This is a genomic window from Streptomyces sp. NPDC001492 (genome assembly GCF_053597275.1).
On the sequence record NZ_JBSFHW010000062.1, the window covers coordinates 24,223 to 49,787 of the forward strand.

Annotated in this window: 23 protein-coding genes and 1 pseudogene; 12 read left to right on the plus strand and 12 right to left on the minus strand. The window is 71.7% G+C overall.

The features are described 5' to 3' along the window. Positions 1–150 precede the first annotated feature (150 nt). On the minus strand, positions 151–1,830 hold the full coding sequence (locus ACWC1K_RS45135; RefSeq protein ID WP_450839410.1) for a tetratricopeptide repeat protein: 1,680 nt from the start codon (positions 1,828–1,830) through the stop codon (positions 151–153). A 160-nt stretch (positions 1,831–1,990) separates the two neighbouring features. Here ACWC1K_RS45135 and ACWC1K_RS45140 point away from each other — a divergent pair, with 160 nt between their 5' ends. Beyond that, complete coding sequence (locus ACWC1K_RS45140) at positions 1,991–3,205, plus strand: carbohydrate-binding protein (protein ID WP_450839412.1); 1,215 nt, start codon at positions 1,991–1,993, stop codon at positions 3,203–3,205. 49 nt (positions 3,206–3,254) lie between these two features. On the opposite strand, the gene ACWC1K_RS45145 is transcribed toward ACWC1K_RS45140, so the two are convergent. Beyond that, entirely contained in the window at positions 3,255–3,935 is a 681-nt protein-coding gene (locus ACWC1K_RS45145) for a dienelactone hydrolase family protein (protein WP_450839413.1), read from the minus strand. Positions 3,936–4,153: 218 nt separating this feature from the next. Between ACWC1K_RS45145 and ACWC1K_RS45150 the strand changes: the two genes are divergently transcribed. Next, entirely contained in the window at positions 4,154–4,876 is a 723-nt protein-coding gene (locus tag ACWC1K_RS45150; RefSeq protein WP_450839414.1) for an FAD binding domain-containing protein, read from the plus strand. A gap of 52 nt (positions 4,877–4,928) precedes the next feature. On the opposite strand, the gene ACWC1K_RS45155 is transcribed toward ACWC1K_RS45150, so the two are convergent. Next, positions 4,929–5,669, minus strand: coding sequence for a GntR family transcriptional regulator (locus ACWC1K_RS45155; RefSeq protein WP_450839415.1), 741 nt, complete (start codon positions 5,667–5,669; stop codon positions 4,929–4,931). A gap of 214 nt (positions 5,670–5,883) precedes the next feature. On the opposite strand from ACWC1K_RS45155, the gene ACWC1K_RS45160 reads away from it, so the two are divergent. The 6 genes from ACWC1K_RS45160 to ACWC1K_RS45185 all read left to right on the plus strand — a co-directional run bounded on the left by ACWC1K_RS45160 (position 5,884) and on the right by ACWC1K_RS45185 (position 11,931). Continuing rightward, positions 5,884–7,035 carry an ABC transporter substrate-binding protein gene (locus ACWC1K_RS45160; RefSeq protein ID WP_450839417.1) on the plus strand — a complete coding sequence of 384 codons (1,152 nt, stop codon included), beginning with the start codon at positions 5,884–5,886 and terminating at the stop codon, positions 7,033–7,035. Next, positions 7,032–7,931, plus strand: coding sequence for an ABC transporter permease (locus tag ACWC1K_RS45165; RefSeq protein WP_450839418.1), 900 nt, complete (start codon positions 7,032–7,034; stop codon positions 7,929–7,931). The genes ACWC1K_RS45160 and ACWC1K_RS45165 overlap by 4 nt, the downstream gene beginning before the upstream one ends. Then, the gene (locus ACWC1K_RS45170; RefSeq protein WP_450839420.1) at positions 7,919–8,734 is read left to right on the plus strand and encodes an ABC transporter permease; all 816 of its coding nucleotides are present in this window, start codon (positions 7,919–7,921) and stop codon (positions 8,732–8,734) included. Before ACWC1K_RS45165 ends, ACWC1K_RS45170 begins: the two co-directional genes overlap by 13 nt. A gap of 3 nt (positions 8,735–8,737) precedes the next feature. Further along, positions 8,738–9,814: an ABC transporter ATP-binding protein gene (locus ACWC1K_RS45175; protein ID WP_450839422.1), complete on the plus strand. Its 1,077-nt coding sequence runs from the start codon at positions 8,738–8,740 to the stop codon at positions 9,812–9,814. 58 nt (positions 9,815–9,872) lie between these two features. Further along, positions 9,873–11,336 carry an HAD-IA family hydrolase gene (locus ACWC1K_RS45180; protein ID WP_450839423.1) on the plus strand — a complete coding sequence of 488 codons (1,464 nt, stop codon included), beginning with the start codon at positions 9,873–9,875 and terminating at the stop codon, positions 11,334–11,336. 127 nt (positions 11,337–11,463) lie between these two features. After that, on the plus strand, positions 11,464–11,931 hold the full coding sequence (locus ACWC1K_RS45185) for a hypothetical protein (protein WP_450839424.1): 468 nt from the start codon (positions 11,464–11,466) through the stop codon (positions 11,929–11,931). 2 nt (positions 11,932–11,933) lie between these two features. On the opposite strand, the gene ACWC1K_RS45190 is transcribed toward ACWC1K_RS45185, so the two are convergent. From ACWC1K_RS45190 to ACWC1K_RS45225, 8 genes are all read right to left on the minus strand, one after another. Further along, positions 11,934–12,929, minus strand: a complete 996-nt coding sequence (locus ACWC1K_RS45190; protein ID WP_450839426.1) for an MASE1 domain-containing protein — start codon at positions 12,927–12,929, stop codon at positions 11,934–11,936. Positions 12,930–12,979: 50 nt separating this feature from the next. Continuing rightward, positions 12,980–13,810, minus strand: coding sequence for a PP2C family protein-serine/threonine phosphatase (locus tag ACWC1K_RS45195; RefSeq protein ID WP_450839428.1), 831 nt, complete (start codon positions 13,808–13,810; stop codon positions 12,980–12,982). Positions 13,811–13,962: 152 nt separating this feature from the next. Continuing rightward, positions 13,963–15,603 (minus strand): phosphoglucomutase (alpha-D-glucose-1,6-bisphosphate-dependent), encoded by a 1,641-nt coding sequence (pgm, locus tag ACWC1K_RS45200; protein ID WP_450839430.1) that lies wholly within the window; start codon positions 15,601–15,603, stop codon positions 13,963–13,965. An 81-nt stretch (positions 15,604–15,684) separates the two neighbouring features. Then, entirely contained in the window at positions 15,685–16,878 is a 1,194-nt protein-coding gene (locus ACWC1K_RS45205) for a serine hydrolase domain-containing protein (protein WP_450839432.1), read from the minus strand. Positions 16,879–17,144: 266 nt separating this feature from the next. Beyond that, positions 17,145–17,618, minus strand: coding sequence for a carboxymuconolactone decarboxylase family protein (locus ACWC1K_RS45210; RefSeq protein WP_450839433.1), 474 nt, complete (start codon positions 17,616–17,618; stop codon positions 17,145–17,147). A 105-nt stretch (positions 17,619–17,723) separates the two neighbouring features. Then, positions 17,724–18,176, minus strand: a complete 453-nt coding sequence (locus ACWC1K_RS45215) for a flavodoxin family protein (protein ID WP_450839435.1) — start codon at positions 18,174–18,176, stop codon at positions 17,724–17,726. Between the two features lie 208 nt (positions 18,177–18,384). Continuing rightward, a complete protein-coding gene (locus tag ACWC1K_RS45220; protein ID WP_450839436.1) occupies positions 18,385–19,266 on the minus strand; it encodes a YegS/Rv2252/BmrU family lipid kinase in 882 nt (293 codons plus the stop codon). 51 nt (positions 19,267–19,317) lie between these two features. Next, complete coding sequence (locus tag ACWC1K_RS45225; protein WP_450839438.1) at positions 19,318–20,916, minus strand: FAD-binding oxidoreductase; 1,599 nt, start codon at positions 20,914–20,916, stop codon at positions 19,318–19,320. Positions 20,917–21,009: 93 nt separating this feature from the next. Between ACWC1K_RS45225 and ACWC1K_RS45230 the strand changes: the two genes are divergently transcribed. The 4 genes from ACWC1K_RS45230 to ACWC1K_RS45245 all read left to right on the plus strand — a co-directional run bounded on the left by ACWC1K_RS45230 (position 21,010) and on the right by ACWC1K_RS45245 (position 25,156). Further along, positions 21,010–21,609 (plus strand): TetR/AcrR family transcriptional regulator, encoded by a 600-nt coding sequence (locus ACWC1K_RS45230; protein ID WP_450839440.1) that lies wholly within the window; start codon positions 21,010–21,012, stop codon positions 21,607–21,609. Beyond that, positions 21,606–23,186 carry a glycerol-3-phosphate dehydrogenase/oxidase gene (locus ACWC1K_RS45235; protein ID WP_450839441.1) on the plus strand — a complete coding sequence of 527 codons (1,581 nt, stop codon included), beginning with the start codon at positions 21,606–21,608 and terminating at the stop codon, positions 23,184–23,186. Before ACWC1K_RS45230 ends, ACWC1K_RS45235 begins: the two co-directional genes overlap by 4 nt. 103 nt (positions 23,187–23,289) lie before the next feature. Then, positions 23,290–23,571 carry a hypothetical protein gene (locus ACWC1K_RS45240; RefSeq protein ID WP_450839442.1) on the plus strand — a complete coding sequence of 94 codons (282 nt, stop codon included), beginning with the start codon at positions 23,290–23,292 and terminating at the stop codon, positions 23,569–23,571. A gap of 226 nt (positions 23,572–23,797) precedes the next feature. Next, positions 23,798–25,156 (plus strand): MFS transporter, encoded by a 1,359-nt coding sequence (locus ACWC1K_RS45245; protein ID WP_450839444.1) that lies wholly within the window; start codon positions 23,798–23,800, stop codon positions 25,154–25,156. On the opposite strand, the pseudogene ACWC1K_RS45250 reads toward ACWC1K_RS45245, so the two are convergent. Further along, a pseudogene (locus tag ACWC1K_RS45250) lies at positions 25,144–25,565 on the minus strand (DUF1996 domain-containing protein); the annotation flags it as partial. The gene ACWC1K_RS45245 and the pseudogene ACWC1K_RS45250 sit on opposite strands and share 13 nt — an antisense overlap.

A 25,565-nucleotide genomic window follows, 5' to 3' on the forward strand; every position in this document is an offset into this window, starting at 1 on the left:
CCGGCGCCTCTATGACCAGCGGGTTCTTGAGGCGTTGCGGGAAAGCGGCCGGCGCACTACATGTTCCTCGAGGCCCACGAGGTCCTCGGCCCGTCGGCCGGGTCGTACTACGACGAGGCGGCCGACCCGCGGCCGGGCGGCCGTAGGGCATCAGCCGGAGCGGGTCTCCAGTCGGCAGCAGCAGGAGGCCTCGATCGGTACGTCCGCGGTTGCCGTGGCGATCTTCAGCTGCTGGGCGACGATCTGCGCCTCGCCGTCCTTGCCGAGCCGCACGAGGCATTCGTGGAAGCCGTGCAGCGCCCAGACGTTGGCGGGGTGCTGCTGCGCGCGCGGCAGGGTGTCGTCGAGGCCCAGGTCGGCCCGGTAGACGGCCTCGGCCTCCGCAACCAGGCCCTGTTCGAGGAGCAGCGCCCCGTAGGCGTGCCGGGTGGGCTGCATCCAGCCCCAGGGCTCGTCGTAGGGAAGGCCGTCGTCCAGCTCGATCGAACGGCGCAGGGCCGCGAACGCGGCGTCGTGGTGGCCCTTGCGGTACTCCAGCTCTCCGTCCAGCATCGCCGCGGCGATCGCGAGGATGTCCGCGCAGGTGTTGTTGAACAGCATGCGGGTCTCGGGGACCCGGGCGACCGCGTCGTGGAAGAGCCGCCGCTCGGCCTCCGCCTCCTCGATCCGGCCGGTGGCGGAGAACGCGACACCGCGCGCGTAGTGCAGCATCGCGGTGCTCACGCAGTACAGGCGCATGTCGGCGGGCATCGGCAGGGCGAGGATGTCGCCCCAGCGGCCGAAGCGGATGAGTACATGCACCCGCATCGCGAGGAAGCTCTCCACCCAGTCCGCCATGGGCGGGCTCTGCACCCGCAGCAGTTCCTCGGGCACGGCCGCCTCGAGCCGGTGCACCGTGTCGATCGCGTCCCGGTAGCGGCCGAGGAACATCGCTCCGTAGATCTTGAAGTGGAGGTTGTGGCACCGGTACAGGGTGTAGAAGTTCATCGCCCCGGCCCGGGCGTGGAACTTCTCGTCGGCCTCGATCGCCGTGGTGTTGTCGGAGACGACCCGGCGGTAGTCGCCGCAGAGCACTTCCAGATGGGACGGCATGTGCTGCAGATGTCCGGCGTCCGGCATCAGGTTGCGCAGCCGGTCACCGGCCGTCAGGGCGGCCTCGGGGGTCGGGGACATCTCCATCAGGTGGATGTACATGTGCAGCAGGCCCGGGTGGTGCGCGCCCGCCTCCGTGGCGAGCGCCCGCTCCAGCACCGCCCTGGCCTCGGTGGTGCGCGCGCCGGGGGCCGGTGTGCCGGTGCGGATGTCCCACAGCTGCCAGGGCGTGAGGTTCATCAGGGCGTCGGCGTACAGGGTGGCCACGTCGAGGTCGTCCGGGGCCAGTCGGTGGACGGCCCGCATGCTGTCGGCGTAGGCGGTGTTCCACACCGAACACTCCTCGACGGCCGGGGCCCGCTCCTGCGGATAGCGGGCCAGCAGGGCGTCGATGAGCGCCTGCTCGACGGCGGTGGCGCCGGCGGCCTTGGCATGTGCGCGCTGCACCGCGGTGTGGGTGCGCTCCACCGTGCGGGCCAGGTCCTGTTCGTCGAAGAACTCCCAGGGCTTGTTGTAGTTGGGGCCGAGCGCGTAGGCCACACCCCAGTCGGCCATGGCGCAGCCGGGATCCGCCGCGGCGGCGGCCTCGAAACAGCGCACGGCCTCTTCGTGGTTGAAGGCGAGGGTCCAGTTCAGTCCGCGGTCGAACCAGATCTGCGCCTCGGACGACGAAGTCGTCACGCGCCGGCCGTGGCTGCCGAGGTCGTAGTAGCTCACACATGACGAATTACCGCACATCGGCCATAACGCACAAGACCCACCGCTGCACCTGGCAGGCACAAGGCAAAGAAATCGCATGGTCTAGACCAAGAAGATGTTTGGTCTAGTCCAAAGCGTGGACGCGGCCACGGTCCGGCAGGAAGCTGGGGCACTCCCCCACCCCCATCGGAGGCACACCGTGAGACGTCTTCGTGCATGCCTGGGCGCAGCCGCCGCCGTCGGGCTCGCCGCCGCAGGAACCACAGCCCTGGTAGCAGGCAACGCCTCTGGCGCGACCGCCGCGCTCAGCGACCGCTGGTACGCAGCGGCCCCGTACCTCATGCCGCTGGACAACGATCCGCCGGACCCGGCCGCCATCATGGACGCCACCGGTCTCAAGGCCTTCCAGCTCGCCTTCGTCCTCGCGCCCAACGGCGGTGGCTGCTCCCCCACTTGGGGCGGCACGGCCCCCGTCTCCTCGGACACCACCGTCCGGTCCGTCATCGACACCATCCGTGGCAAGGGCGGCGACGTGTCCGTCTCCATCGGCGGGTACGGCGGCACGAAGCTGGGCCAGGTGTGCTCGGACGCGGCGGCCACGGCGGCCGCGTACCAGCAGGTCATCACCAAGTACGGCCTCCACGCCATCGACTTCGACCTGGAGGAGCCGGAGTACGAGAACACCGCGGCGATCAAGAACGAGATCGGCGCCGCGAAGATACTCCAGCAGAACAACCCCGGCCTGTACGTCTCCGTCACCACCGCCGGCACGGCCGACGGCACCGGGTGGTTCGGCAAGCAGATGCTGCTGGAGGCGAAGTCGCAGGGCTTCACGCCGAACAACTTCTCCATCATGCCCTTCGACGGCGGCTTCAACGGCGCGGCCTCGCAGACCAGCGCGCTCACCAACTTCAACGCCATCCTCCGGTCGACGTTCGGCTGGGACCAGGCGACGGCCTACGCCCACGAGGGCTACTCCGGGATGAACGGGCGCAGCGACACCGGCGAGTTCTTCACCCAGGCCGACTTCCAGACCGTGCTGGAGTACGCCACCAGCCACCACATGGACCGCTTCACCTTCTGGTCCCTCAACCGCGACCGGCAGTGCACCCCGCCCGACAACGGCGGGCGCACCTCCGGCACTTGCTCCAGCGTGGCGCAGAACTCCTGGGACTTCGCGAAGTACTCGGTGAAGTTCGCGGGCGCCACCCCGCCGGACTCGACGCCCACGCCCACCCCGACACCCACGCCGACACCCACCGCGTGCAAGACCGCCTGGAGTTCGAGCGCCGTCTACACCGCCGGCGACGAGGTCTCGTACAACAAGCACAACTGGAAGGCCAAGTGGTGGACCCAGAACGAGACGCCGACCGCCACCGACTGGGGGCCCTGGCAGGACGAGGGGGCCTGCTGAGCATCGTCCCCGGCTGAACCGGCCTGTTCCGGCTTGCGGCGCCGTCCCTCTACAGGTCGACGGCGCCGTCCGCCGCACAGGCCTGCGCGGCCAGCCCCTCGGTGTCCGCATCCGGCCGCAGCATCCGGGCGACGATCTCGGCCGTGGCCCGGTGCCAGTCGCCGCTGCGGCGGAGCATCGCGTGGTCGCCGCCCCGCACCAGTACCAGGCCGGCCCTCGCCCCCGCCTGCCGGGCCCGGCGCACGTAGTCCGCCGACTCGGCGGGCGGCGTCACTCGGTCGCGGTCACCGTGCAGGACCAGCAGGCGCACGCCTTCGAGATGGCGGGCGGAGTCCACGGGCGGACACCACGGCGCCAGCGCCAGCACGCCGCACACCAGCGGGTGCGACGCGGCCCGCAAGGCCGCCCTGGCCCCCATCGAGTGCCCCACGAGGACGGTGGGCACCGTGCCCGCCAGCCGCTGGAGTTCGTCAAGCGCCCGCAGAGCGTCGTGGACGGGGTCGGCGTCGTTCCAGCCCTGGTGCCGGTAGCGGACCTGCCCGAGCAGCACGTCCGCAGGCGCGGCCGCTGCGGCCGCCCGCAGGACCGGGAGCATACGGAGCGCGGCCGGCTGCCAGGGATGCGCCGCCCGGCGGCTCAGTTCATGTCCGCCGTGCAGCGTCACGATCGCCGCGGCCACGGCCTCGGGCGGCGCGTGCCGCACGATCAGCGCGGACTCGCTGCGCTGCACTGCCCCACGGTTCCTCACCAGTACGGCACCTCTCCACTCCGGACACCTCATCCTCCCCCGAGGCTCCGGGGCGGCAACGCGGAGGGGGCGCACGCAGTAGATCAGTGAGCCCTGTACGCGCCTCCACGCAGGTGGGGAAAATGCGCCGGGCCGGCGCTCTCGTGGCCGAGACACCGCGCATCCCAGCTCCAAGTCGTCGAGAAAGCAGGTCGGCTCCCGTGCTGCTACATCTGCCCGAGTCCGTGTCCGAAGCGCAGAGGTTCCTCGCCGAGGGAGCCGTACCCGTCGGCGGGGCGACGCTGATCTGGGCCGGCTGGCAACGCGACGGGTTTCCCGAGCGGGCCATGTCGCTGCGCAGCCTGCCGGAGGCCAAGGTGATCGGGCGCGGGGTGCTGGGCGGTGCCGTCGTGCTGAACACCGTCGACGAGCGTGTGCCGGAGGTGCTGCGCCGTGCGGCAGCAGCCGTGGGGACGGGAGCCGTGCGCCGGACGGCCACCGTCGGCGGCAACCTCGTCGGGAGCACGCTGCGCTGCCTGCTGCCGGCCGCGCTGGTGCTGAAGGCCTGGGCGACGGTGCTCGACCCGGAGCGCGTCTATGAGACCGACCTCGCCGAAGTCCTCGCCAAGCACCACCTTCTGCTCAGCCTGCACTGGCGTGAACCGCTCGCCAGCAGCTACCGCAAGCTGCCCGGCGAGGCGGGTGGGCAGCCGCCGTTGGTGGTCGCCGCCGCGGTGCACCCTCACGACGGCGGGCTCCACCGCCTGCACGTCGCCGTCCGCGACGGTTACGACGTACTCACGGACGACGTCCCCTGCCACGCCGGACCCGACGAGGCGATCCGTGCTCTGGGCGACACGGCCTTCGGCACGCTCCACGCGGCGGCGTGGGAAACCGTGCGTGAGCACGTCACCGATCTGCTGGCTCGCCCTGTCGGACGCTGACGTCAGACCGCCACTGGCATGAACTCCCGCGAAGACCGGGCGACGTGATCGCTCACTCCGCCGTCTTGCGGGCCAGCGCGTTGTTGTCTATCGAGTTGTGCACGCTGAAGCTCACGGCGTCCGAGCGGTAGCGGTCGTCCGACCACTCCACGGGGCGGCCCTCGCGGGTGGTCGTGACACGGCGGACGCGCAGCAGGGGGCTGGTGCGGCGGATGCCGAGGAGTTCGGCGTCCTGTGCGCTCGCCGCGACCGCGTCGATGACGTGCTCGCCGTAGGCGAAGACCAGACCCGTGCTGTCGTACAGAAGTTGGGTGACGGAGGGGGCGTACGGGTCGATCGTCTCGACGGCGGGTGAGATCCAGTCGGCGTACACGGTGCGCTCGACGAGGACCGGTTCGCCGTCCAGGCCGCGGATCCGCAGGACGTGCAACACCCGTGCGCCCTCGCGGAGTTGGAGACGTGCGGCGTCCTGCGCGGTGGCGGGCAGATACTCCTGGGCCACGACCCGGCCGGTGGCCTCGCGGCCCATGGCGCGGGCCCACTGGGCGAAGCTGCGCAGTTCGGCGAAGCTCTGGCTTCGGCGGCTGGCCAGGACGACCCGGCGGGCGCCCTGGCGGGAGCCGATCAGGCCCTCGGCGGTCAGCGCGGCGACGGCCTGGCGGACGGTGCCGCGCGAGACGCCGTAGTGGGCGGCGAGTTCCGTCTCGGCGGGCAGTCTGCTGCCGACCGTGTACTCCTCACGGTCGATCGCCCGCCGCAGCTCGTCGGCGATCTCCTCGTGTCGTGTCGCCACCGTTTCCCTCCGAGTCAGCTGCTGTGCACAGCGTGACCAGCCTAATCGAGACCGACAGGTGATCGCGCTTGCCTCGAACTGTGCAGGGAATGGGAGGTCACAATTTCGCCACTGTTTACGAAGTGGTCACCACAGACGGCCTTACTGAGGCCAACTTGTTCAGACAAGTTCTCAGCCTTGTGCGTCCTCCCCTGCGCCCCCTTCTGGAGTCACCGTGTCCCAGCCGAGAACAGCCGCCCTGGCCGGCTCCCTCGCCGTCGTAGCCGCACTCGCCCTGAGCGCCTGCGGCGCAGCTCCCGACAACGCGTCGACCACCGCGGACGGCAAGAACGCCGCCACCGCCACCTCCGCCGCCGACTTCGGCGGTCTCGACGCCCTGGTGAAGGCCGCCAAGAAGGAGGGCGCGCTGCACGCCATCGCGCTGCCCCGCGACTGGGCCAACTACGGCGCCCTGATCGACGGCTTCACGAAGAAGTACGGCATCAAGATCACGGTGGAGAACCCGGACGGAACCAGCCAGGACGAGATCAACGCCGTCACCTCCCGCAAGGGCCAGGACCGCGCCCCGGACGTCCTCGACCTCGGCAGCTCCTTCGCGCTCAGCGCCGCCCAGCAGGGCCTGCTCGCCCCGTACAAGGTGGCCTCGTACGCCGACCTGCCCGCCGGGCAGAAGGACCCGCAGGCGCGCTGGTACAACGACTACGGCGGCTACATCTCCATCGGCTGCGACGCCAAGCGCGTCAAGACCTGTCCGACCACCTTCAAGGACCTGCTCAAGCCGCAGTACAAGGGACAGGTCGCGCTCAACGGCAACCCCACCAAGTCGGGTTCGGCCTTCGGCGGCGTGTACGCGGCCGCGCTCGCGAACGGCGGCTCGTTCGACAACATCCAGCCCGGCCTGGACTTCTTCGCCAAGCTCAAGAAGAACGGCAACTACACGCCCGTCGAGTCGACTCCGGCGACCGTCGAGAAGGGCGAGACGCCGATCAGCATCGACTGGGACTACCTCAACGCCGGTTACGCCGACGAGTTCAAGTCCAAGGGCGTCGACTGGAAGGTGTCGGTGCCGTCCGACGGCCAGTTCTCGCAGTTCTACTCGCAGGCCGTCAACAAGGACGCCCCGCACCCGGCGGCGGCCCGCCTGTGGCAGGAGTACCTCTACAGCACCGAGGGCCAGAACCTGTGGCTCAAGGGCTACGCCCGTCCGGCGCTGATGACCGCCATGGAGAAGGCCGGCACGCTCGACAAGACCGCCGCCGCCAAGCTCCCGGAGGTCTCCGGTACGCCCTCCTTCCCGACCGAGGCCCAGCAGAGCAAGGCCAAGACGGTCATCGCGCAGGGCTGGGCGAAGGCCGTCTCCGGATGACGGCCACCCTCACGGGCGTGGACGTGGCGCCGCCGGTCGCTTCGGTGAAGCGGCGGCGCCGGGTCCCCGGCTGGCTCGCCGTCGTCCCGCTGCTCGTGTTCGTCGCGGTCGCCTTCGGGGTGCCCGCGATCGCCATGCTGAACGGCGCGTTCAGCGTCAAGGACCAGGCCACGGGCGCCAGTTCGTACACCGCCCAGAACCTGACGACCTCGCTGCACGGCGCCTATCTGACCTCCCTGCTCGGCAGCGTGAAGCTCTCCGCGGTCTCCGCGGGCCTCGGCACCGTGCTCGGGCTGCCGCTCGCGCAGGTCGTGGTCACCTCCCGGTTCCAGGCACTGCGCAACGCCGCGCTCACCGCGTCCGGCGTGCTCGCCAACTTCGGCGGCATCCCGCTGGCCTTCGCGTTCGTCGCCACGCTCGGCAATGCCGGTGTGCTGACGCGGCACCTGGGCCTCGCGGACGCGGGCTGGGACCTCTACAGCTTCTGGGGCCTGGTCATCGTCTACCTGTACTTCCTGATCCCGTTGATGGTGCTCACGATCATGCCCGCGCTGGAGGGCCTGCGCTCCCAGTGGCGGGAGGCGGCGCAGAACAACGGGGCCACGGCCGTGCAGTACTGGCTGCATGTCGCCCTGCCCGTGCTGCTGCCGTCGCTCCTTGGCGGGTTCGTGCTGCTCTTCGGCAGCGCGTTCGCCGCGTACGCCACCGCCGCGGCGATGGTGGGCAGTTCGGTCCCGCTGGTCACCCTCCAGATCGCCGACGCCATCTCCGGCAACGTGCTCGTCGGCCAGGAGAACGTGGCGCTCGCGCTCAGCCTCGACATGGTCCTGGTCGCGGGCCTCGTGATGGCCGTGTATCTGCCCCTGCAACGACGGAGTACGCGATGGCTCGCCTGAACCCGTGGCGGTGGGTCGTCCTCGGCCTCGCCGCGCTGTACTTCCTGGTGCCGCTGGCCGCGTCCGTCGTCTTCACCGTGGACGTGCCCGGGCAGGGCGTCACCTTCGACGCCTACTCCCAGATCGTCTCCACCGACGGCTTCGTCTCCAGCCTGCTGCTCTCGCTGGAGCTGGCGCTCGCGACCATCGCGATCGTGCTGCTGCTGATGGTGCCCGCCATGGTGGCGCTGCGGCTCGGCGCGCCCCGGCTGCGCCCGGTGGTCGAGGTGATCTGCCAACTGCCGCTGGTCGTCCCGCCGATCGCGTTCGTCGCCGGGATCTCGACCGTGCTGAAGTGGGGCCCCGAGTACCTTTCGCGGACCCCGCTGTTCGAGACGTTCGTGGCGGTCCAGAATCCGAGCTTCCCGTTCGTGCTGGTCATGGCGTACGTCGTGATGGCGCTGCCGTTCGTGCACCGGTCGCTGGACGCCGGGCTGCGCGCGATCGACGTGCGGACACTCGTGGAGGCCGCCCGCAGCTGCGGCGCGAACTGGCCGCAAGCCCTCGTGCGGACCGTGCTGCCCAACCTGCGCGGGGCGCTGCTGAACGCGTCCTTCCTCACGCTCGCGCTGGTGCTCGGCGAGTTCACCGTGGCCCAACTGCTGGGCTTCCAGCCGTTCGCCGTGTGGATCTACAGCGTCGGCGGCTCGCAGGCCCAGCTGTCCGTCGCCGTGTCCGTGCTCAGCCTGCTCGTCACATGGGCCCTGCTGCTCGCGCTCGCCGGCTTCGGCGGGCGCAACCGTACCGCTTCGTCCCGGGGATGAACCATGACCGCCACCACGCTTGAGAAGACAGCCGTAGACAAGGCCGCCACGGTCGAATTCCGAGGACTGCGCCGCGAGTTCGGGGCGACCGTCGCCCTGGACGGGCTCGACCTGACCGTGCAGCCGGGAGAGTTCCTGGCGTTGCTGGGCCCCTCCGGCTGCGGCAAGACCACCGCGCTGCGCATGCTCGCCGGGTTCGAACACCCCGACTCCGGTGAGGTGCTGGTCGACGGCGAGGACGTCACCCATGTGCCGGCCCACCGCCGGGACGCCGGGATGGTCTTCCAGTCGTACAGCCTCTTTCCGCATCTCAGCGCGCTCGACAACGTCGCCTTCGGGCTGCGGATGCGCAAGGTGCGCACGGCCGAACGCCGCTCCCGCGCCGCCGAGTTGCTGGAGCTGGTCGGTCTCGCCGACAAGGGCGACCGGTTTCCGCACCAGCTCTCCGGCGGCCAGCAGCAGCGCATCGCGCTCGCCCGCGCCCTCGCGCTGCGCCCCCGGGTGCTGCTGCTCGACGAGCCGCTGTCCGCGCTGGACGCCAAGGTGCGGCTGACGCTGCGCGAGGAGATCCGGCGCCTCCAGCAGGAGCTCGGCATCACCACCCTGTTCGTGACGCACGATCAGGAGGAGGCCCTCTCCGTGGCCGACCGGGTCGCCGTGATGCGGGCCGGCCGGCTCGAACAGTGCGCGGTACCGGCCGAGTTGTACGGGCGCCCGGCCACCGCCTTCGTCGCCGAGTTCGTCGGCACGATGAGCCGGATTCCCGGGCGGCTGTCCGGGACCACCGTGGACGTCCTGGGCCTGCGGCTGCCCGCCGAGGGGACCCTTCCCGCGGCAGGGGAGGTGGACGTACTGGTGCGGCCCGAGGCCGTCGAGGTCACCGCGGACGCCACCGGCGACGCCCGGGTGATCGCCACCGCGTTCCTCGGCGCCGCCACCCGCATCACCGTACGCCTGGCCGACGGCACCGAGGTCAAGGCGGATCTGCCCACCCACGAGGCCACCGCGCTGGGAGCCGGAGCCACCGTGCGGGTGTCGCTGCCCGAGCGCCCGGTGCTGGTCGCCGAGCGGGCGGCGTGAGACGCCGGCACTCGCCCGCAGGACATCCGGAAAATCCCCCCACACGAAAGAAGAGACCGTGACCCAACCCCCGCTCCAGGCCGTCCTGTTCGACATGGACGGCACGCTCGTCGACACCGAGCGGCTGTGGTGGGAGGCGGTGCAGTACGTGGCCACGGGCCTCGGCCGGCCGCTGACCGAAGCCGACCAGCCGGAGGTGCTCGGCAGGCCGGTCGAGCACACGGCCGCCTGGCTGGGCGGGCTCACCGGGACACCGGATCTCGCCGACCGGCTGCACTCCGAGTTCGCCGACCGCGTGCGCACCGGCATCGTGCCGCGTCCCGGCGCGCTCGGCCTCCTCGACGCCCTGGCCCGCGAGGGCGTCCCGACCGCCCTGGTCACGGCCTCGCCCCGCACGGTGACCGACAGCGTCCTGGCCGTGCTCGGCGCCGACCGCTTCCAGGTGTCCGTGACCGCCGACGACACCGAGCACACCAAGCCCGCCCCCGATCCCTACCTCGCCGCCTGCCGCGCCCTCGGCGTCGACCCGGCGCGCTGTGTGGCCGTCGAGGACACCCCCACCGGGGTCAGCTCCGCGGAGGCCGCCGGGTGCACGGTGCTGGCGGTGCCGTCGCTGGCGCCGATCGAGGCCGCCCCCGGGCGCACGGTCGTGGCCAGCCTGGAGGAGGTGACCCCGGACCGGCTGCGGGCCCTGGTGGTCCCCCGGCTGCGGGTGCTGAGCTGGAACCTCTGGTTCGGCGGTGCGAAGGTCGACGACCACCGCGCCAAACAGCTCAAGGTCATCCTGGACACCGAGGCCGATGTCGTGGGCCTGCAGGAGACGGCCGGCACGGCGGCCCGGGAGCTGGCCGAGGCGCTGGGCTGGCACCACCACCAGGCCGGCGAGAACCTCGGCATCATCAGCCGCCACCCCATCACGGCCCGCCTCGGCGACCCCGACGTCGGCTTCTACGGAGCGACGGGCGCCCGTATCCGCGTCGGCCGCGCCCACGAGGTGGACGTATGGACGGCGCATCTGCACTACACGCCGTACGGCCCGTACGAAGCGGCCTTCGACGGGCTGGGCCCGGCCGAGCTGATCGCCCATGAGGACGTACGGCTGGCCCAGATGCGGGAGGCCCTGCGGCGGATCGCGGAGTCGGCGCACGGGACGACCGTCATCCTGACGGGTGATTTCAACAGCCCCTCCCATCTGGACTGGCCGGAGGTGGCCTGGCCGGTGACGAGGGCGGCCGAGGAGGCGGGACTGCGCGACTCCTACCGCGAGGCCCATCCCGATCCGGTCCGCGCTCCGGGGCACACCTGGTCGCCGGTCCACACCCACCACGAGGAGGACAGCACCCGACCGGAACCGCAGGACCGTATCGACTACGTCCTGCACAACGGCCACGGCCTCGAGGTCGTCGACTCCCGCACGGTCGTCACCGGTGTCCCGCGCGCCTGGCCGGACGTCGCGGGCAACGACTGGCCGTCGGACCACGCGGCGGTCCTGACCACGTTCGCCCTCCACCATCGGGAGTGACGCGACATCGAGAGCCCTGTCGTTGCTCCATCCGAGTGGTGTATCCCTGCCCGCAGTCGTAGCGTCGGAACGAGTCCTGGCGTCAGAGCGTCATAGCGTCGGTAGGAGACGACAGCGGGGAGCGGACATGGGCAGGCACACACTGAGTACGGCGGTCACGCTCTGTTTCGCGGCCTCGCTCGCGGCAGCGGCGAGCGCGCCCTCCGTGGCCCGGCCGACGTCCCCGCCGGTCTCACAGACCGCACGGCAGCAGGCGAGGGTCCCTGTCCTCGTCGACTGCCTCTTCCACCCGGAAGTGCGCCCGGCGGACTTCATCCTCGCCTGCGGTGACGGCAACAGCCGGCTGGCCGCGCTGCACTGGTCCAAGTGGGGCGCGGGCTCGGCAAAGGCCGAGGGCGTCAACATCGTCAACGACTGCAAGCCGTACTGCGCGGCGGGCAAGTTCCACACCTACCCGGTGGTCGTCCGGCTCGACCGGGCGCAGCCCTGGAAGAAGCATCCGCATCTGCGGCACTACACCCGGATGACCCTCGCATACCCGGCCGGCAGGCCGGACACGTTCTCGCCGACGGTGACCTATCCCCTGTGGAACTGAGGTCAGTGCCGGTCGTCCACCTCGACGGGCGGCCGGCTCTGCGGGTTCTCCCCCGCGGTGAGGTGCTCCAGGACCTCGACCAGTTCCTGGCAGGCCTGTTCCACCGACCGCCTGGTGTTGAGCTGCTCGGTGATCACGGCTGACAGGAGCAGCGCGGTCAGCGCCATCGCGCCGTTGAAGGCCTGGAGTTTGATCATCACTTGGACGCCGGTCAGCCGGGCGAACGGCCCGACCTGGTCCGTCGCCGCCATGGTGGCCATGACGGAGGCGTAGAGGGCGCACAGCATGCTGCCCGCGAGCTGGAAGCGCAGGGCCGCCCAGATCAGGAGCGGGTAGACCAGGAAGAGCAGGCTCACGGAGCTGTGCGTCGCGAAGGGGACGAGGGCGCACGTGATGAGGGCCAGGGCCACGGCCTCCTTCCAGCGCGGCGCGCAGCGTTGGCGGCGCGCGCCGTACAGCACCAGCAGGACCGGGGTGACGATCAGGACGCCCATCGCATCGCCGGCCCACCACGCCGACCAGACCAGCCAGAAGCCGTCGGGGGCGAGTTTGCCGGTCAGCACCAGCAGGCCGGCGCCCGCGGTCGCGCTGATCAGCGTGGCCGTCAGCGCGGCCAGGAAGACCAGCGCGAAGCCGTCCCGCAGCCGGGCGAGGTCGGTGCGGAAGCCGACCTTGCGCAGCAGGTAGTACGCGCAGACGGGAGCGGCGGTGTTGCCCACGAGGGTGCCGGTCACGGCGGGCTGGACCGAGCTGATGGACATGACGACGAGGAGCGCGCCGAGCGCGATACCGGGCCAGACGCGCAGGCCGAAGAGGAGCAGACAGGCCACCGCGACGCCCGTGGGCGGCCAGATGGGCGTGACGACGGCACCCTCGACGACGAGCTGCCGCAGAAGTCCCAGTCGCCCGGCGGCGAAGTAGCAGGCGGCGACGGCCGGCGTCTGGAGGGCGCGAACGGCCGGTCGGCGCAGATCCGGAATACCCACCACAGCTGCCATCAGACAACGGTGCCGCCCGCACGGCGAGGCGAGAGGAGCCGGGTCCGGCCCTATGGCTGAATGCCGGGACCGTCGTGGGTGACGACGAGTACGGCCGCGTCGTCCTCGTGGCCGACCCGCTCGGCGACCTTCATCACGCCTGCGGCGAGGACGTCGGCCTCCATGCCGGCCACCGCGGCGCTGCCCGCGAGCTGCACCACCCGGGCGAGGCCCTCGTCGACGCTCAGCGAGGGTCCTTCCACCACGCCGTCCGTGAGCAGGACCAACACCCCGCCGGTGGTCAGCCGGTGGCGGGTCACGGGGTACTGCATGCCTGCCGCGATGCCGAGGGGTGGTCCGCCCTCGTCCTCGGCGATGCCGCACTGTCCGTCCGCCGTGGCCCAGATGTGCGGGATGTGTCCGGCGCGTGCGCTCTCCAGGACGCCGGTGGCCGGGTCGAGCCGTAGGAACGTGCAGGTGGCGAAGAGGTCGGTGCCCAGGGACAGGAGCAGGTCGTTGGTGCGGGTGAGGAGTTCGCCGGGCTCGCCGGTGACGGAGGCGAGTGCGCGCAGCCCGACCCGGACCTGCCCCATGAAGGCGGCCGCCTCGATGTTGTGGCCCTGGACGTCGCCGATGGACAGCCCGATGCGGCCGTCGGGCATCGCGAAGGCGTCGTACCAGTCGCCACCCACGTTGAGGCCCTGGCAGGCCGGGGCGTAGCGGACGGCAAGGTGGTAGCGGCAGGCGGCGGGCAGGTCCCGGGGCAGCATGCCGCGTTGCAGGGCGAGGGCCAGCTCCACCCGGGAGCGCTGCAGCTCCGCGAGTTCGCGGGCCTGGGCGGTCAGCGACCCGAGTCGGGCAAGCAATTCGTCGCCGTCCTCTGTCGGACGCTCGAGGGACATTGATCACTCCGGCGGGACCGTGGGCCATGGCCCCTTCGGGGCAAATCCCCAGATTATGCGTTTAACGGGATGTTCGCGACACGGCGGCCGGCGAAGTCCGCCGTGCGGCTTCGCCGGCCCGCCCTGCCGCGCACCCCTGGCGTGGCGTCCGATCAGCCGCCGAGGGCCGCCATGACGACGTCCTTGGCCTCCTCCTGCACCTGGCGCAGATGGTCGGGGCCGCGGAACGACTCGGCGTAGATCTTGTACACGTCCTCGGTGCCCGAGGGACGGGCCGCGAACCAGGCGTTCTCGGTGGACACCTTGATGCCGCCGATGGCGGCGCCGTTGCCCGGGGCCTCGGTGAGCACCCCGGTCACCGCCTCCCCGGCCAGGGTGTCCGCGGTGACCTGCGCGGGTGAGAGCTTGGCGAGCAGTGCCTTCTCCTCACGGGTGGCGGGCGCGTCGATGCGTGCGTAGGCGGGCTCGCCGAAGCGGGCGGTCAGAGCGGCGTAGTGCTCCGAAGGGGTCTTCCCGGTGACCGCGATGATCTCGGAGGCGAGCAGCGCCAGGATGATGCCGTCCTTGTCGGTGGTCCACACCGAGCCGTCCCGGCGCAGGAAGGACGCCCCGGCCGACTCCTCTCCGCCGAAGCCGATCGAGCCGCCGACCAGCCCGTCCACGAACCACTTGAACCCGACCGGCACCTCGACCAGGCGGCGTCCCAGGTCGGCGGCGACCCGGTCGATCATGCCGGAGGACACCAGGGTCTTGCCGATGCCCGCGTCTACCGGCCATTCCTTGCGGTGGGCGTAGAGGTAGGAGATGGCCGTCGCCAGGTAGTGGTTGGGGTTCATCAGGCCGGCGTCGGGGGTGACGATGCCGTGCCGGTCGGCGTCCGCGTCGTTGCCCGTGGCGACCTGGAAGCGGTCGCGCTGTTCGATGAGCGAGGCCATCGCGTACGGCGAGGAGCAGTCCATACGGATCTTGCCGTCCCAGTCCAGCGTCATGAAGCGCCAGGTGGGGTCGGCGAGGGGGTTGACCACGGTCAGGTCGAGGCGGTGCTGTTCGGCGATCCGGCCCCAGTAGGCGACCGAGGCGCCGCCGAGCGGGTCGGCGCCGATACGCACGCCCGCGGCACGGACGGCGTCGAGGTCGAGCACGTGCGGCAGGTCGGCGACGTAGGCGCCGAGGAAGTCGTGACGGCGGGTGGTCTCGGCGGCGATCGCCCGGGTGTACGGGATGCGCCGTACGTCCTTCAGCCCGGCCGCGATGATCTCGTTGGCCCGGTCCTGGATCCAGGAGGTCGCCTCGGAGCCCGCGGGTCCGCCGCTGGGCGGGTTGTACTTGAAGCCGCCGTCGGCGGGCGGGTTGTGGGAGGGGGTGACGACCACGCCGTCGGCGAGGCCGGAGGTGCGGCCGCGGTTGTGGGTGAGGATGGCGTGCGAGACGGCGGGGGTGGGCGTGTAGCCGTCCGCGCTGTCGATGAGGACGGTCACCTCGTTGGCCGCGAACACCTCCAGGGCCGTGACCCGTGCGGGCTCGGACAGGGCGTGGGTGTCGGCGCCGAGGAAGAGCGGGCCGTCGGTGCCCTGCTCGGCGCGGTACTCGCAGATCGCCTGGCTGGTCGCGGCGATGTGGTCGTCGTTGAACGCGGTCGCCAGGGACGATCCGCGGTGTCCTGACGTGCCGAACGCCACCCGCTGTCCCGGGTCGGCCGGGTCCGGGTGCAGGGCGTAGTACGCGGTGACCAGCCGGGCGACGTCGACGAGGTCCTCGGGGCGTGCCGGGCTGCCCGCTCGCTCGTGCTGCATGTGCCCGCTCCTCCACATCGGTTGACCAAAACGCTTGCCGCTCCATCTTCCCCCGTCTTGGCGGCGGCCAGCGAGAGCGGGTCAGTGCTTGGAACGTGCCAGCAGCGCACAGACGAAGTTCTCCTGGACGGCGCGCAGTCGGCTGAGCAGCGCCGGGGTCTGGGACTTGTTGATCTGTGTGGTGACGGAGAAGGTCAGGGAGCGGCGGCCGTCGGGGGTGGCGGCGATGAGCTGGGTGTAGCCGGGGAAGTTGCCGGTGTGCCCGAGGACGACGCCGCAGCGGGTCGCGTAGCGGAAGATGGCGAGGCCCGCCATGTTACGGCCGGGGCCCGCGGGTTCGGACGCCCCGGCGATCCAGCGCCGTTGCTCGCTCACCACGCTCTTGCCGTAGAGGGCGCCGCCCGCGTAGCCGCGGATGAAGCGGGTCAGGTCGGCGGGGGTGGAGATGATGCCGCCCGAGGCCCAGGAGCCGGAGGCGCCGATGAGCTCGCTGACGTCCTCCGGGGGCGGCGGCCCGGCCACGTCGTAGCCGTGCAGATAGGGCTCGGGGATCAGGTAGCCCTGGGGAAGGGTCGTGTCGTGCAGGCCCAACGGACGGTAGACCAGCAGACGCAGCAACAGCTCGTACGACTTTCCGGTCGCCGCCTCCGCCATCAGGGCGACGGCGATGTTGTCGGAGTTGGAGTAGCGGTACTGGCTGCCCGGGCGGAAGTTGAGGGGCTGGTCGGCGACGAAGTCGAGCAGGTGCCGGGAGTCGAAGTGGTGGTGCGGGTCCGCGGCGAGGATGCTGCGGAACTCGGGGGCCGCGCTGAAGTCCGGCAGTCCGCTGGTGTGGTTGAGCAGTTGCCGGAGCGTGACGCGGTGCCAGGCCTTGGGCAGTTGGGGCAGCCGTTCGCCGAGCGTCTCGTTCAGGCGCAGGGTGTGCCGGTCGACCAGGCTCAGGGCCACGGCTCCGCTGAAGGCCTTCGCGGTACTGGCGATGCGCATGTGGTCGTACTGGCTCGGACGACGGCCGGTGGCGAGATCCGCGACACCCGCCCGTACGACCTGGGTGTGCCCGTCTTTGCGCAGCACGGCGATGACGCCGGGCGGCCCGCCGGGGGCGCGGACGAGCTGTTCGAGCTGGCCCTGAAGGTCGCTGCCGCGCGCTGCGGGTGCGGCGGCGGTGCTCGCCGGGGTCTGGCAGAGGGCTGCCAGGCAGACCGCGGCGACACCGGTCGCCCGCAGTCGCGTCCGGAGCGGGAAGGGACGGGCCGGGGTGGCGCGAAGGGGCATCAGATCTCCCGGGGCGGGCCGTGGGTGCAGGCCAAGCCTGTCCCCGTGGCCGGGGTGCGGCTCTTCCGGCTGCTGCATACGGCCCAACGGTTCATCCGTGGGCCGGCACCACCTTGAGCACCCTGTCCACGCCCGGTTTCTGCTCGGCGAAGGTGAGGAGGGCGGGCAGCTTGTCTCACCGGTAGTCCTTCAGGCTGACCGGCAGCGCGGCCCGGGCGAGAGCGCCCGGGCCGCGGCCGTTCGCCGACGGGATCAGATGCCCGGTGTCAGCCGAACATGCCCGGCTGGTAGTCGCCGGCGGGCTGCTGAACGATGACGTTGAAGCGGTTGTACATGTTGATCACGGCGATGGTGGCGACCAGGGCGGCGAGCTGGTCCTCGTCGAAGTGCTTGGCCGCGTTCGCCCAGGCCTCGTCCGTGACCCCGCCGGCCGCATCCGCGATGCGGGTGCCCTGCTCCGCCAGTTCCAGGGCGGCACGCTCGGCGTCGGTGAACACCTTGGCCTCCCTCCAGGCCGCGACCAGATGGAGACGCTGCGGGTCCTCCCCCGCGGCGAGGGCGTCCTTGATGTGCATGTCGGTGCACATGCCGCAGCCGTTGATCTGGCTGGCGCGGAGCTTCACCAGTTCCTGCGTCGAGAGCGGCAGCGCCGAGTCCGAGACGACCCTGCCCGCCGAGTTGAGGTGCCGGAAGAGCTTGGCCGCGACCGGGTTCTCGAAGAGGTTGAGACGAGCTTCCATGATGCGCTCCTGTGCCGTTGTCGGTGGTTACACCTCTTTGACGGCACGGCCCGGCGGGTTGTGACGCAGCCGAATGTGACCTGCGTCTCCTTCCCTGACCCGGGCTCAGTCGAGCAGTCCCGCGGCGAGCGTCGCGCCCAGCTCCCAGCAGGCCTCGACATCGGATGTGGCGGGCTCCCCGGTGACGGTGACGGGTTTCGCCGTGCGGCGCCAGCCCAGCCCGGTCGTGATCGCCTCGATCCCCCGCACCGCGCCCGTGACGTCGCTGCCGCCGTGCACGTAATAGCTGAAGGGCCTGCCCTGCGTCGCATCCAGGCACGGATAGTAGATCTGGTCGAAGAAATGCTTGAGGGCTCCGGACATGTAGCCGATGTTGGCCGGGGTGCCGAGCAGATAGGCGTCGGCCGCCAGCACGTCGGACGCCGTGGCCGCCAGCGCCGCCCGCCGCACGACCTCGACGCCCTCGATCTCGGGCGCGGTGGCACCGGAGAGGACGGCCTCCAGCATCGTCTGGCAGTGGGGCGAGGGTGTGTGATGCACGATCAGCAGGGTGGGCACACCCGCACCCTAGTGCCGTATCACGCACCGTTCGCCCGTTACGGTGACGTCAGGAGCGATCAAGAAGAACTGGTGAGGGCGCAAAAGCGTGGACGCGAGAGCAGGTCCCGCAGCGCGCGACAGCAGGCTGACCGACCGGCAGCATCTCCTGGTCCGGCATCGATGACGACGAGGGACAGGGCCTGCTGCGGATCATCCGCAGGGGCGCTCAGTACAGCACCCGCAGCGCTCCCGGCAGCACTCTGAGGGTGACGGGCAGGACGGCCTCGACCTCGCCGTCGGCGCCGTAGGGCACGTCGCGGTCGGCGGAGATGGTGATCTCCTTGCCGCGCAGGATGCGCACCTGTGGCCGGTGGACGTGGCTGCCCGTCTTGAGTTCGTTCATCAGGGCGAAGAAGAGCCGCCGGGGTGCCTCGCTGATCATCACCACGTCCAGGAGGCCGTCGTCCACGCGGGCGTCGGGGGCGATGCGGCGGCCGAAGCCGTAGTAGCCGGAGTTGGCGGCCACCACCGTGTAGCCGGTGTGCTGGTGCTCCTTGCCGTCGACGGTGACCCGGTAGCGGGCCGGCCGCCAGGTGGTGACGGCCCGGAGGCCGCCGGCGTAGTAGGAGGCCGCGCCCCGCAGGAGTTTCGCGTGGTTGGCGTGGCGGTTGGCGAGGGCGTCCACGCCCGCGTACACACTGCCGAGGACGACGGTGCGGTCGTGGACGGCGGACTCGACCTCGATGGTGTCGACCGCGCGCGGTTCACTGTGGAGCAGCACCTCGGCCAACTCGGCAGGCTGTGTGGGGAGTTCGAGGGCGCGGGCGAAGTCGTTGCCACGGCCGGCCGGGACCAGGCCGAGGACGGTTTCGCTGCCGCTGAGGGCGCCCCCGATGCCGCCGGCCATACCGTCCCCGCCGACGGCGAGCACCACCCGGCCCCGGCCGCCCGCCTGCCGGGCAAGTTCCTGGGCGTGGGCCAGGCTGCGGCTGTACTCGGTCTGCAGCTCGGCGCCGGCCTCCCGCAGCAGCCGGGCCACGGCGAGGAGCGCGGCGGCCGAGGTGGATCCGCCCGCGGTGGGGTTGACGACGGCGGTGAACTGTCGCATCGGTGTGCCTCCGAGGGCGGACGGGCCGGTACTGCCGGACAGGGGTGACGGTCAGGCGTCGAGGGGCAGAAGCACCCCGGGGTTGAGGAGTCCGGCCGGGTCCAGTCGCCGCTTCACGGCGCGCAGGGCCTCGACGGCCAGCGGACCGGCCTCGCGGACGTACCAGTCCCGGTGATCGGTGCCCACGCCGTGGTGGTGGGTGATGGTGCCGCCGGCGGTGAGGATCGCCTCGTTGGCGGCGTGCTTGGCCCGGGTCCAGTGCGCGAGGGGGTCCTCGCCCTGGGCGGAGACGACGGTGAAGTACAGCGAGGCGCCGTTCTCGTAGACGTGCGAGATGTGGCACATGACCAGGGGCGGGGTGCCGGCCTCGGTGAGTGTGGTGGTGAGCGCGTCGCGTACGGCCGAGTACAGCGCGGGGACGCGGGACCAGAAGGTCGCCGTCTCCAGCGTTTCGGCGAAGGCACCCGCGTCGAGCAGGGCGTCGCGCAGATAGGGAGCCGAGTAGCGGCCGTGCGCCCAGCGCTCGCCGGGCTCCTCGCCGAGCGGCGTGCCGCCGCACTCGCGCAGCACGGCCGCCGCGCGCTCGCGGCGGTACGAGACGTCGTCCTCCGTGCCTTCGTAGCCGGCGATCGCCGTGCATCCGGCGGCCGCCTGGGCGTCGGAGGAGCCGATCGCGTCCGGCTGCGCGAGGCCGATCAGGGTCTCGGTCTCGTCGGACAGGCGCAGCACGGTCGGGCGCGGTCCGTCCTGGGCCAGCCGGCGCAGTGCGGCGGCGCCCTCCTCGAAGGAGGGGAAGCGCCAGCCCTCGTAGACACGAGTCCGTGCGACCGGGCGGATACGGACGGTCACGGAGGTGATCACGCCGAACGCTCCCTCCGAGCCGAGGACGAGCTGGCGCAGGTCCGGTCCGGCGGCGGAGCGGGGGGCCCGGCCCGTATCGATGGTGCCCTCGGGGGTGGCCAGGGTGAGGCCGAGGACCATCTCGTCGAAGCGGCCGTAGCCTGCCGAGGCCTGGCCGCTGGAGCGGGTGGCGGCGAAACCGCCGATGGTGGCCCACTCGTAGGACTGCGGGAAGTGGCCGAGGGTGAAGCCGTGTTCGGCGAGCAGCGCCTCGGCCTGCGGGGCGCGCAGACCGGGTTGCAGGGTGGCGGTGCGGGAGACCGGGTCCAGGGCGAGCAGGCCGTCCATGCGCCGCAGGTCCAGGGCCACGAAGGTGCCCCGCCGCCCGGGGGCGAGTCCGCCGACGACGGAGGTGCCGCCGCCGAACGGGACGAGCGCCAGGCCGTGTTCGGCACACGCGCGCAGCACGGCAAGCACCTCGTCGTGGCCGGCCGGGAGCAGCACCGCCGCCGGGGTGTCCTCGACGTCGCCCTCCCGGATGCGCAGCAGATCGGGGGTGGACTTGCCGCGGGTGTGCCGGATGCGGGTCTCCGCGTCGGTACGCACGTACTCCTCGCCGCCCACGGCCGCCACGAGGGCCCGATGCACCGCAGGCTCCAACTGCCCGTCCGCAACGGCGATGTCCGCCAGGCCGACCGGCTCGGCGCTGCGCGGCTTGACGCCGAGCAGATCGCGCAACAGCCCGATCACCGTGTCGGGCAGCGGCGTGGCCCTGGCCGGGTCGCCCCAGCCGCTCCACAGCATGTCCATGACTGTCGTCCTCACCGGTCGATTTCGAGCGATTCCGTTTCGGGCTGTTCTCCGACCATCCCCGCAGGGCGTCGAGGCGTTACACTGTGACACATGACGCCTATTCGTCACAACAGCTCGGACAGCGATGCGGTGCTCGACGCGGTGCGGGACTGTGTCCTGGCCGTCGGGGTCCGCCGGACGACACTCACCGACGTGGCCCGCCGCGCGGGCGTCTCCCGGATGACGCTGTACCGGCGCTGGCCCGATGTGCGCACGCTGGTCGGAGACTTGATGACCCGTGAGTGGGTCGACGCGGCCACGCGGGCGATACCCGAGCGCAGACCGGACGCGAACGCGCGCAGCCTTCTTGTGGAAGGACTGGTGGCGGGAGTGGAGTCCTTCCGCGCGCACCCCCTCTTCCGCAAGATCGTCGACGTCGATCCCGAACTGCTCCTGCCCTATGTGCTGGACCGTCGCGGCGCCAGCCAGATCGCCCTCCTGGAACTGCTGGCCGACGGCCTCAAGGAAGGGCACGCCGACGGGTCGGTCCGCGTGGGCCACCCCGAGCGCCAGGCCCGCGCCCTGCTGCTGATCGTCCAGTCCTTCACCCTGTCCCTGCGGACCATGACCGACGAGGACGACGCCGACCTGTCCTCCGCGGCCTTCCTCGCGGAGCTGCGCTCCATCCTGGAGAGGACCCTCACGCCATGAGCCCCAGCCCTGCCGCCCCCGGATCGTCCCTGTCCGCCGTCCGTCGCTCGCGCGAACTGGCCGAGACCGTCGGCGGCCCCGCCGTGGACGTCCTCGTCGTCGGTCTCGGTGCCACCGGTGCCGGAGCCGCCCTGGACGCCGCGGCGCGCGGCCTGAGCGTCGCCGCCGTCGACGCCCACGACCTGGCCTTCGGCACCTCCCGCTGGAGCAGCAAGCTCATCCACGGCGGACTGCGCTATCTGGCCTCGGGCCAGCTCGACGTCGCCCACGAGAGCGCGGTCGAGCGGGGCGTGCTGATGGAGCGCACGGCACCCCACCTGGTCCGCGCGCAGCCGTTCGTCCTGCCCCTGACCCCGCTGGTCTCCCGCGGTCAGGCAGCGCTCGCCTGGGCCGGTTTCCGGGCCGGCGACACCCTGCGCCTGACGGCCCGCACCGCCCGGGCCACCCTGCCCGCGCCCCGCCGGCTCTCCGCCCTGGAGACCCGGCATCTGGCCCCCGCCCTGCGTACCGACGGGCTGCGCGGCGGTCTGCTGTCCTGGGACGGCCGCCTCGTCGACGACGCCCGTCTGGTGACCGCCGTCGCCCGCACCGCGGCCGCCCACGGGGCACGCGTCCTGACCCGGGTCAGGGCGCTGGAACTGACCGCCTCCGGTGCCCGCGTCCGCGACGAACTCACCGGCGAGGAGGGCGAGATCAGGGCCCGCGCGGTGATCAACGCCTCCGGTGTCTGGGCGGGCGGCCTGGTGGACGGCATCCGCATCCGCCCCTCCCGCGGCACCCACCTGATCCTGCGCTCGGACCACCTCGGGCCGCTCCCGGCCGGCCTGCACATCCCCATTCCCGGGGAGACGAACCGCTTCGTCCTCGTCCTGCCCCAAGGGGACGGGCGGGTCTACGTCGGCCTCACGGACGAACCCGTCGAGGGCGAGATCCCCGACGTCCCCGAGGCGCCCGAGACGGACATCGGCTTCCTCCTCGACGTCCTGGGCTCGGTCCTCGACGTCCCCCTCCGGCGCGAGGACGTCGTCGGGGCCTTCGCGGGACTGCGCCCCCTGCTGGACACCGCGCCACAGGCCGGGTCCGGCGCCGCAGCCAGGACCGCCGACATCTCCCGCCGGCACGCGGTGCTCACCTCGTCCGAGGGCGTGATCACCGTGGTCGGCGGCAAGCTCACCACCTACCGGCGGATGGCCGAGGACGCCGTGGACGCCGCCGTCGCCGCCCGCCGCCTTCCCGCCGGCCCCTCCCCCACGGCCGCGCTCCCGCTCGTCGGCGCCGCGTCCCCTCGGACACTCGAGGCGGTGCAGGCACCTCGCCATCTGGTACGGCGCTACGGCACCGAGGCACCGGCCGTCCTGGCACTCGGCGCGGACGAGCCCCGGCTGGGCGAGAGGGTGCTGCCGGGCCACCCGGTGACCGCCGCCGAACTTGTGTGGGCGGTGCGCCACGAGGGTGCCCTCGACGAGTCCGACGTCCTCGACCGCCGTACCCGGATCGGCATGGTGCCGGCGGACCGGGCCGCGGCGCTGGACACCGCGCGGGAACTGCTCGGCGAGGCCCTGACCCGAAAGGGGTGAGAGCCCGCGGCCTGCCCGCCGGTCCGCTCGGTTCGGCGGTGCCGGCCCGAGCGGCCAGGGCTCGGCGCGCGACATGGCAAATGTGCGCCTATGCTCCATTTGCGTGACACATTCCTTCGACGAGCTGGTCGAGAAACAGCGCGCAGCCGACGAGGCGCACCTCCGGGTCGAGGAGCTGCAGCACTCGTACGGCCCGGTGACCCAGCCCGGTGGCTGGAGCGGACAGCAGGCCGACACCTATGAGACCGCCCGCCGCGCCTGGCGCGACCTGGCCCGCGAGGCGCGGACGTCGGTCACCGAGTATGCGAAGGAGTCCGGCAAGCCTCGCAAGGAGGTCGAGGCGGAGGTCGAGCAGGCGGTGCGACAGTCGGAGCAGTGGAGCTGACGGGCGCCGCCTGCTATGATCTTGCGGGTTTCCGGAACCCTCTCGCTCACGCTCCGCCTCCGCGGACGTCGCGGGCCGCCATCGGAGCGGCCGGTTCCGTCTTGAAACACACCGCACTCCATCTGACACCCCATCAGCAATCTGCTGATGGGGTGTCACGCGTTGTGCGCCCGGTTCCTGTTGGCGGCGCCGGACGACACCCCGACGAAAGGACCTGTCTCCCGCGATGACCTCCCTGCCCCGCAAGGAAATAGGCGATCCACCACCCGAAGCACCGGACATCCCCCTGCGCCGCCTTCCCGACTTCCGCTGGTTCTGGCTCTCGCGTGTGGTCTCCGGGCTGGGATCCGCCGTCACCACGGTGGCCCTGCCCGTGCTGACCTTCCAGGAGACCGGCTCGCCGCTGATGGTCTCCCTGGTGGCGGCCTCGGCGACCCTGCCCTACGTGGTCTTCGGGCTGATCGCGGGCACCGTGGCCGACCGGACCGACCGGCGCCGCCTGATGATCCTCACCGACTGGTTCAACGCCGCCTGCATCGCCTCCGTGCCGGCCGCCTCCGCCCTGGGCGTCCTGACCGGCGGCCAGGTTCTCGTCGTCGCCTTCGCCTCGGCCGCTCTCGGCCTCTTCTTCGACGCGGGCGTGTACGGCTTCGTCCCCGACATCGTCGGCAAGGACAGACTGACCGAGGCCAACAGCGCCGTCTACGGCGCACAGACGGTCGTACGCATCGCCGGCAACGCGGTGGCGGGTGGCCTGATCGTGCTGTTCCGCCCGGCGGGCACCCTGGCGCTGGACGCCCTGTCCTTCGCCGCCTCCGCCCTGCTCCTCAAGGCAGTCACACACACCGCCCCCTCCGGCAAGCCGGCGGTGCAGCGGCCGGAGTTCAGGGAGTCCGTCCGGGAAGGACTCCGTTTCCTGCACCAGCACCGGACGCTGCGCCTGATGACGGTCGTCGGCACCCTGCAGTCCTTCTCCGGAGGGGCCATCATCGGTCAGCTCGTCGTCTTCGCCGACCGCGTGCTGGGCATCCACGGCTCCGACGGGCGGATCGGCCTGCTGTACATGGGATGGAGTGCCGGTGGCATCGGTGGATCCTTCCTGCTGCCCCGGCTGCGGCGGCGATTCGAGGCGTTCCCCCTGCTGCTGGGGGTGCTTCCCGTCGGAGCCCTGCTCGGCCTGGTGGTCGTCCTCGGCTCGGACTGGCGGGTCACGCTGGTCGCCCTGAGCGTGTGGGGGTCGGCCTACCTCGTCGTCCTGGTGAACACGATGACCTACTCCCAGGAAGTGACGCCGCCCGAGCTCCAGGGCCGGGTCAACACCACGCGCCGGATGCTCTCCTCGGGCCTGGGCGTTCCGCTCGGCGCCCTGGTGGCCGGCGCCCTCACCGTGCGGGTCGGCGTCCAGGCCGGGATGTCGACGGCCGTCGGGGCGATCGCCCTGGCGGCGCTGCTGGTCTGGGGTGTCCAGGTGCGCAGGTGGTCCGCTCCTGGCACCGATGCCGTGTCCGTCCGGTGTGAGGGCGGCGGGAGCACCGGCAGGGGCCGCCGCCGGATCGGCGGCGGCCCCAGGCGTCAGCGCAGGTAATTGCGCCGGGTACGGGTCAGCAGGAACAACCCTGCGAGGAGCAGGACGGTACCGGCCGTGGCGGGCCACAAGGTCGTGCCGGTCTCGGCCAGCGCGCCGCTCTGGGCCGCCTGCGGCTCGGTCAGGTTGCCGACCGCGCCGCCGTTCCCGCCTGTGCCCTGGGGCTGGGCGGAGGTGCCGCCGGCGTTGGTGCCGCCGTTCGCCGGAGCGGCCGCGGCGCTGTGGGAGGCCTTGGACGTCGCGTAGACCCTCGGTTCCGACGTGCTGGAGATCGTGGGCTTGCCGTCGTTCGCGGGCTGCCCGGTCTCCGCAGCGGTGGTCGTGGGCTGCGCGTTCTGGTCGCCGGATCCGCTGCCGGAGTTCCCCTTGCCGGACCCGTCGCCCGAATGCCCCTTGCCGGACCCGTCGC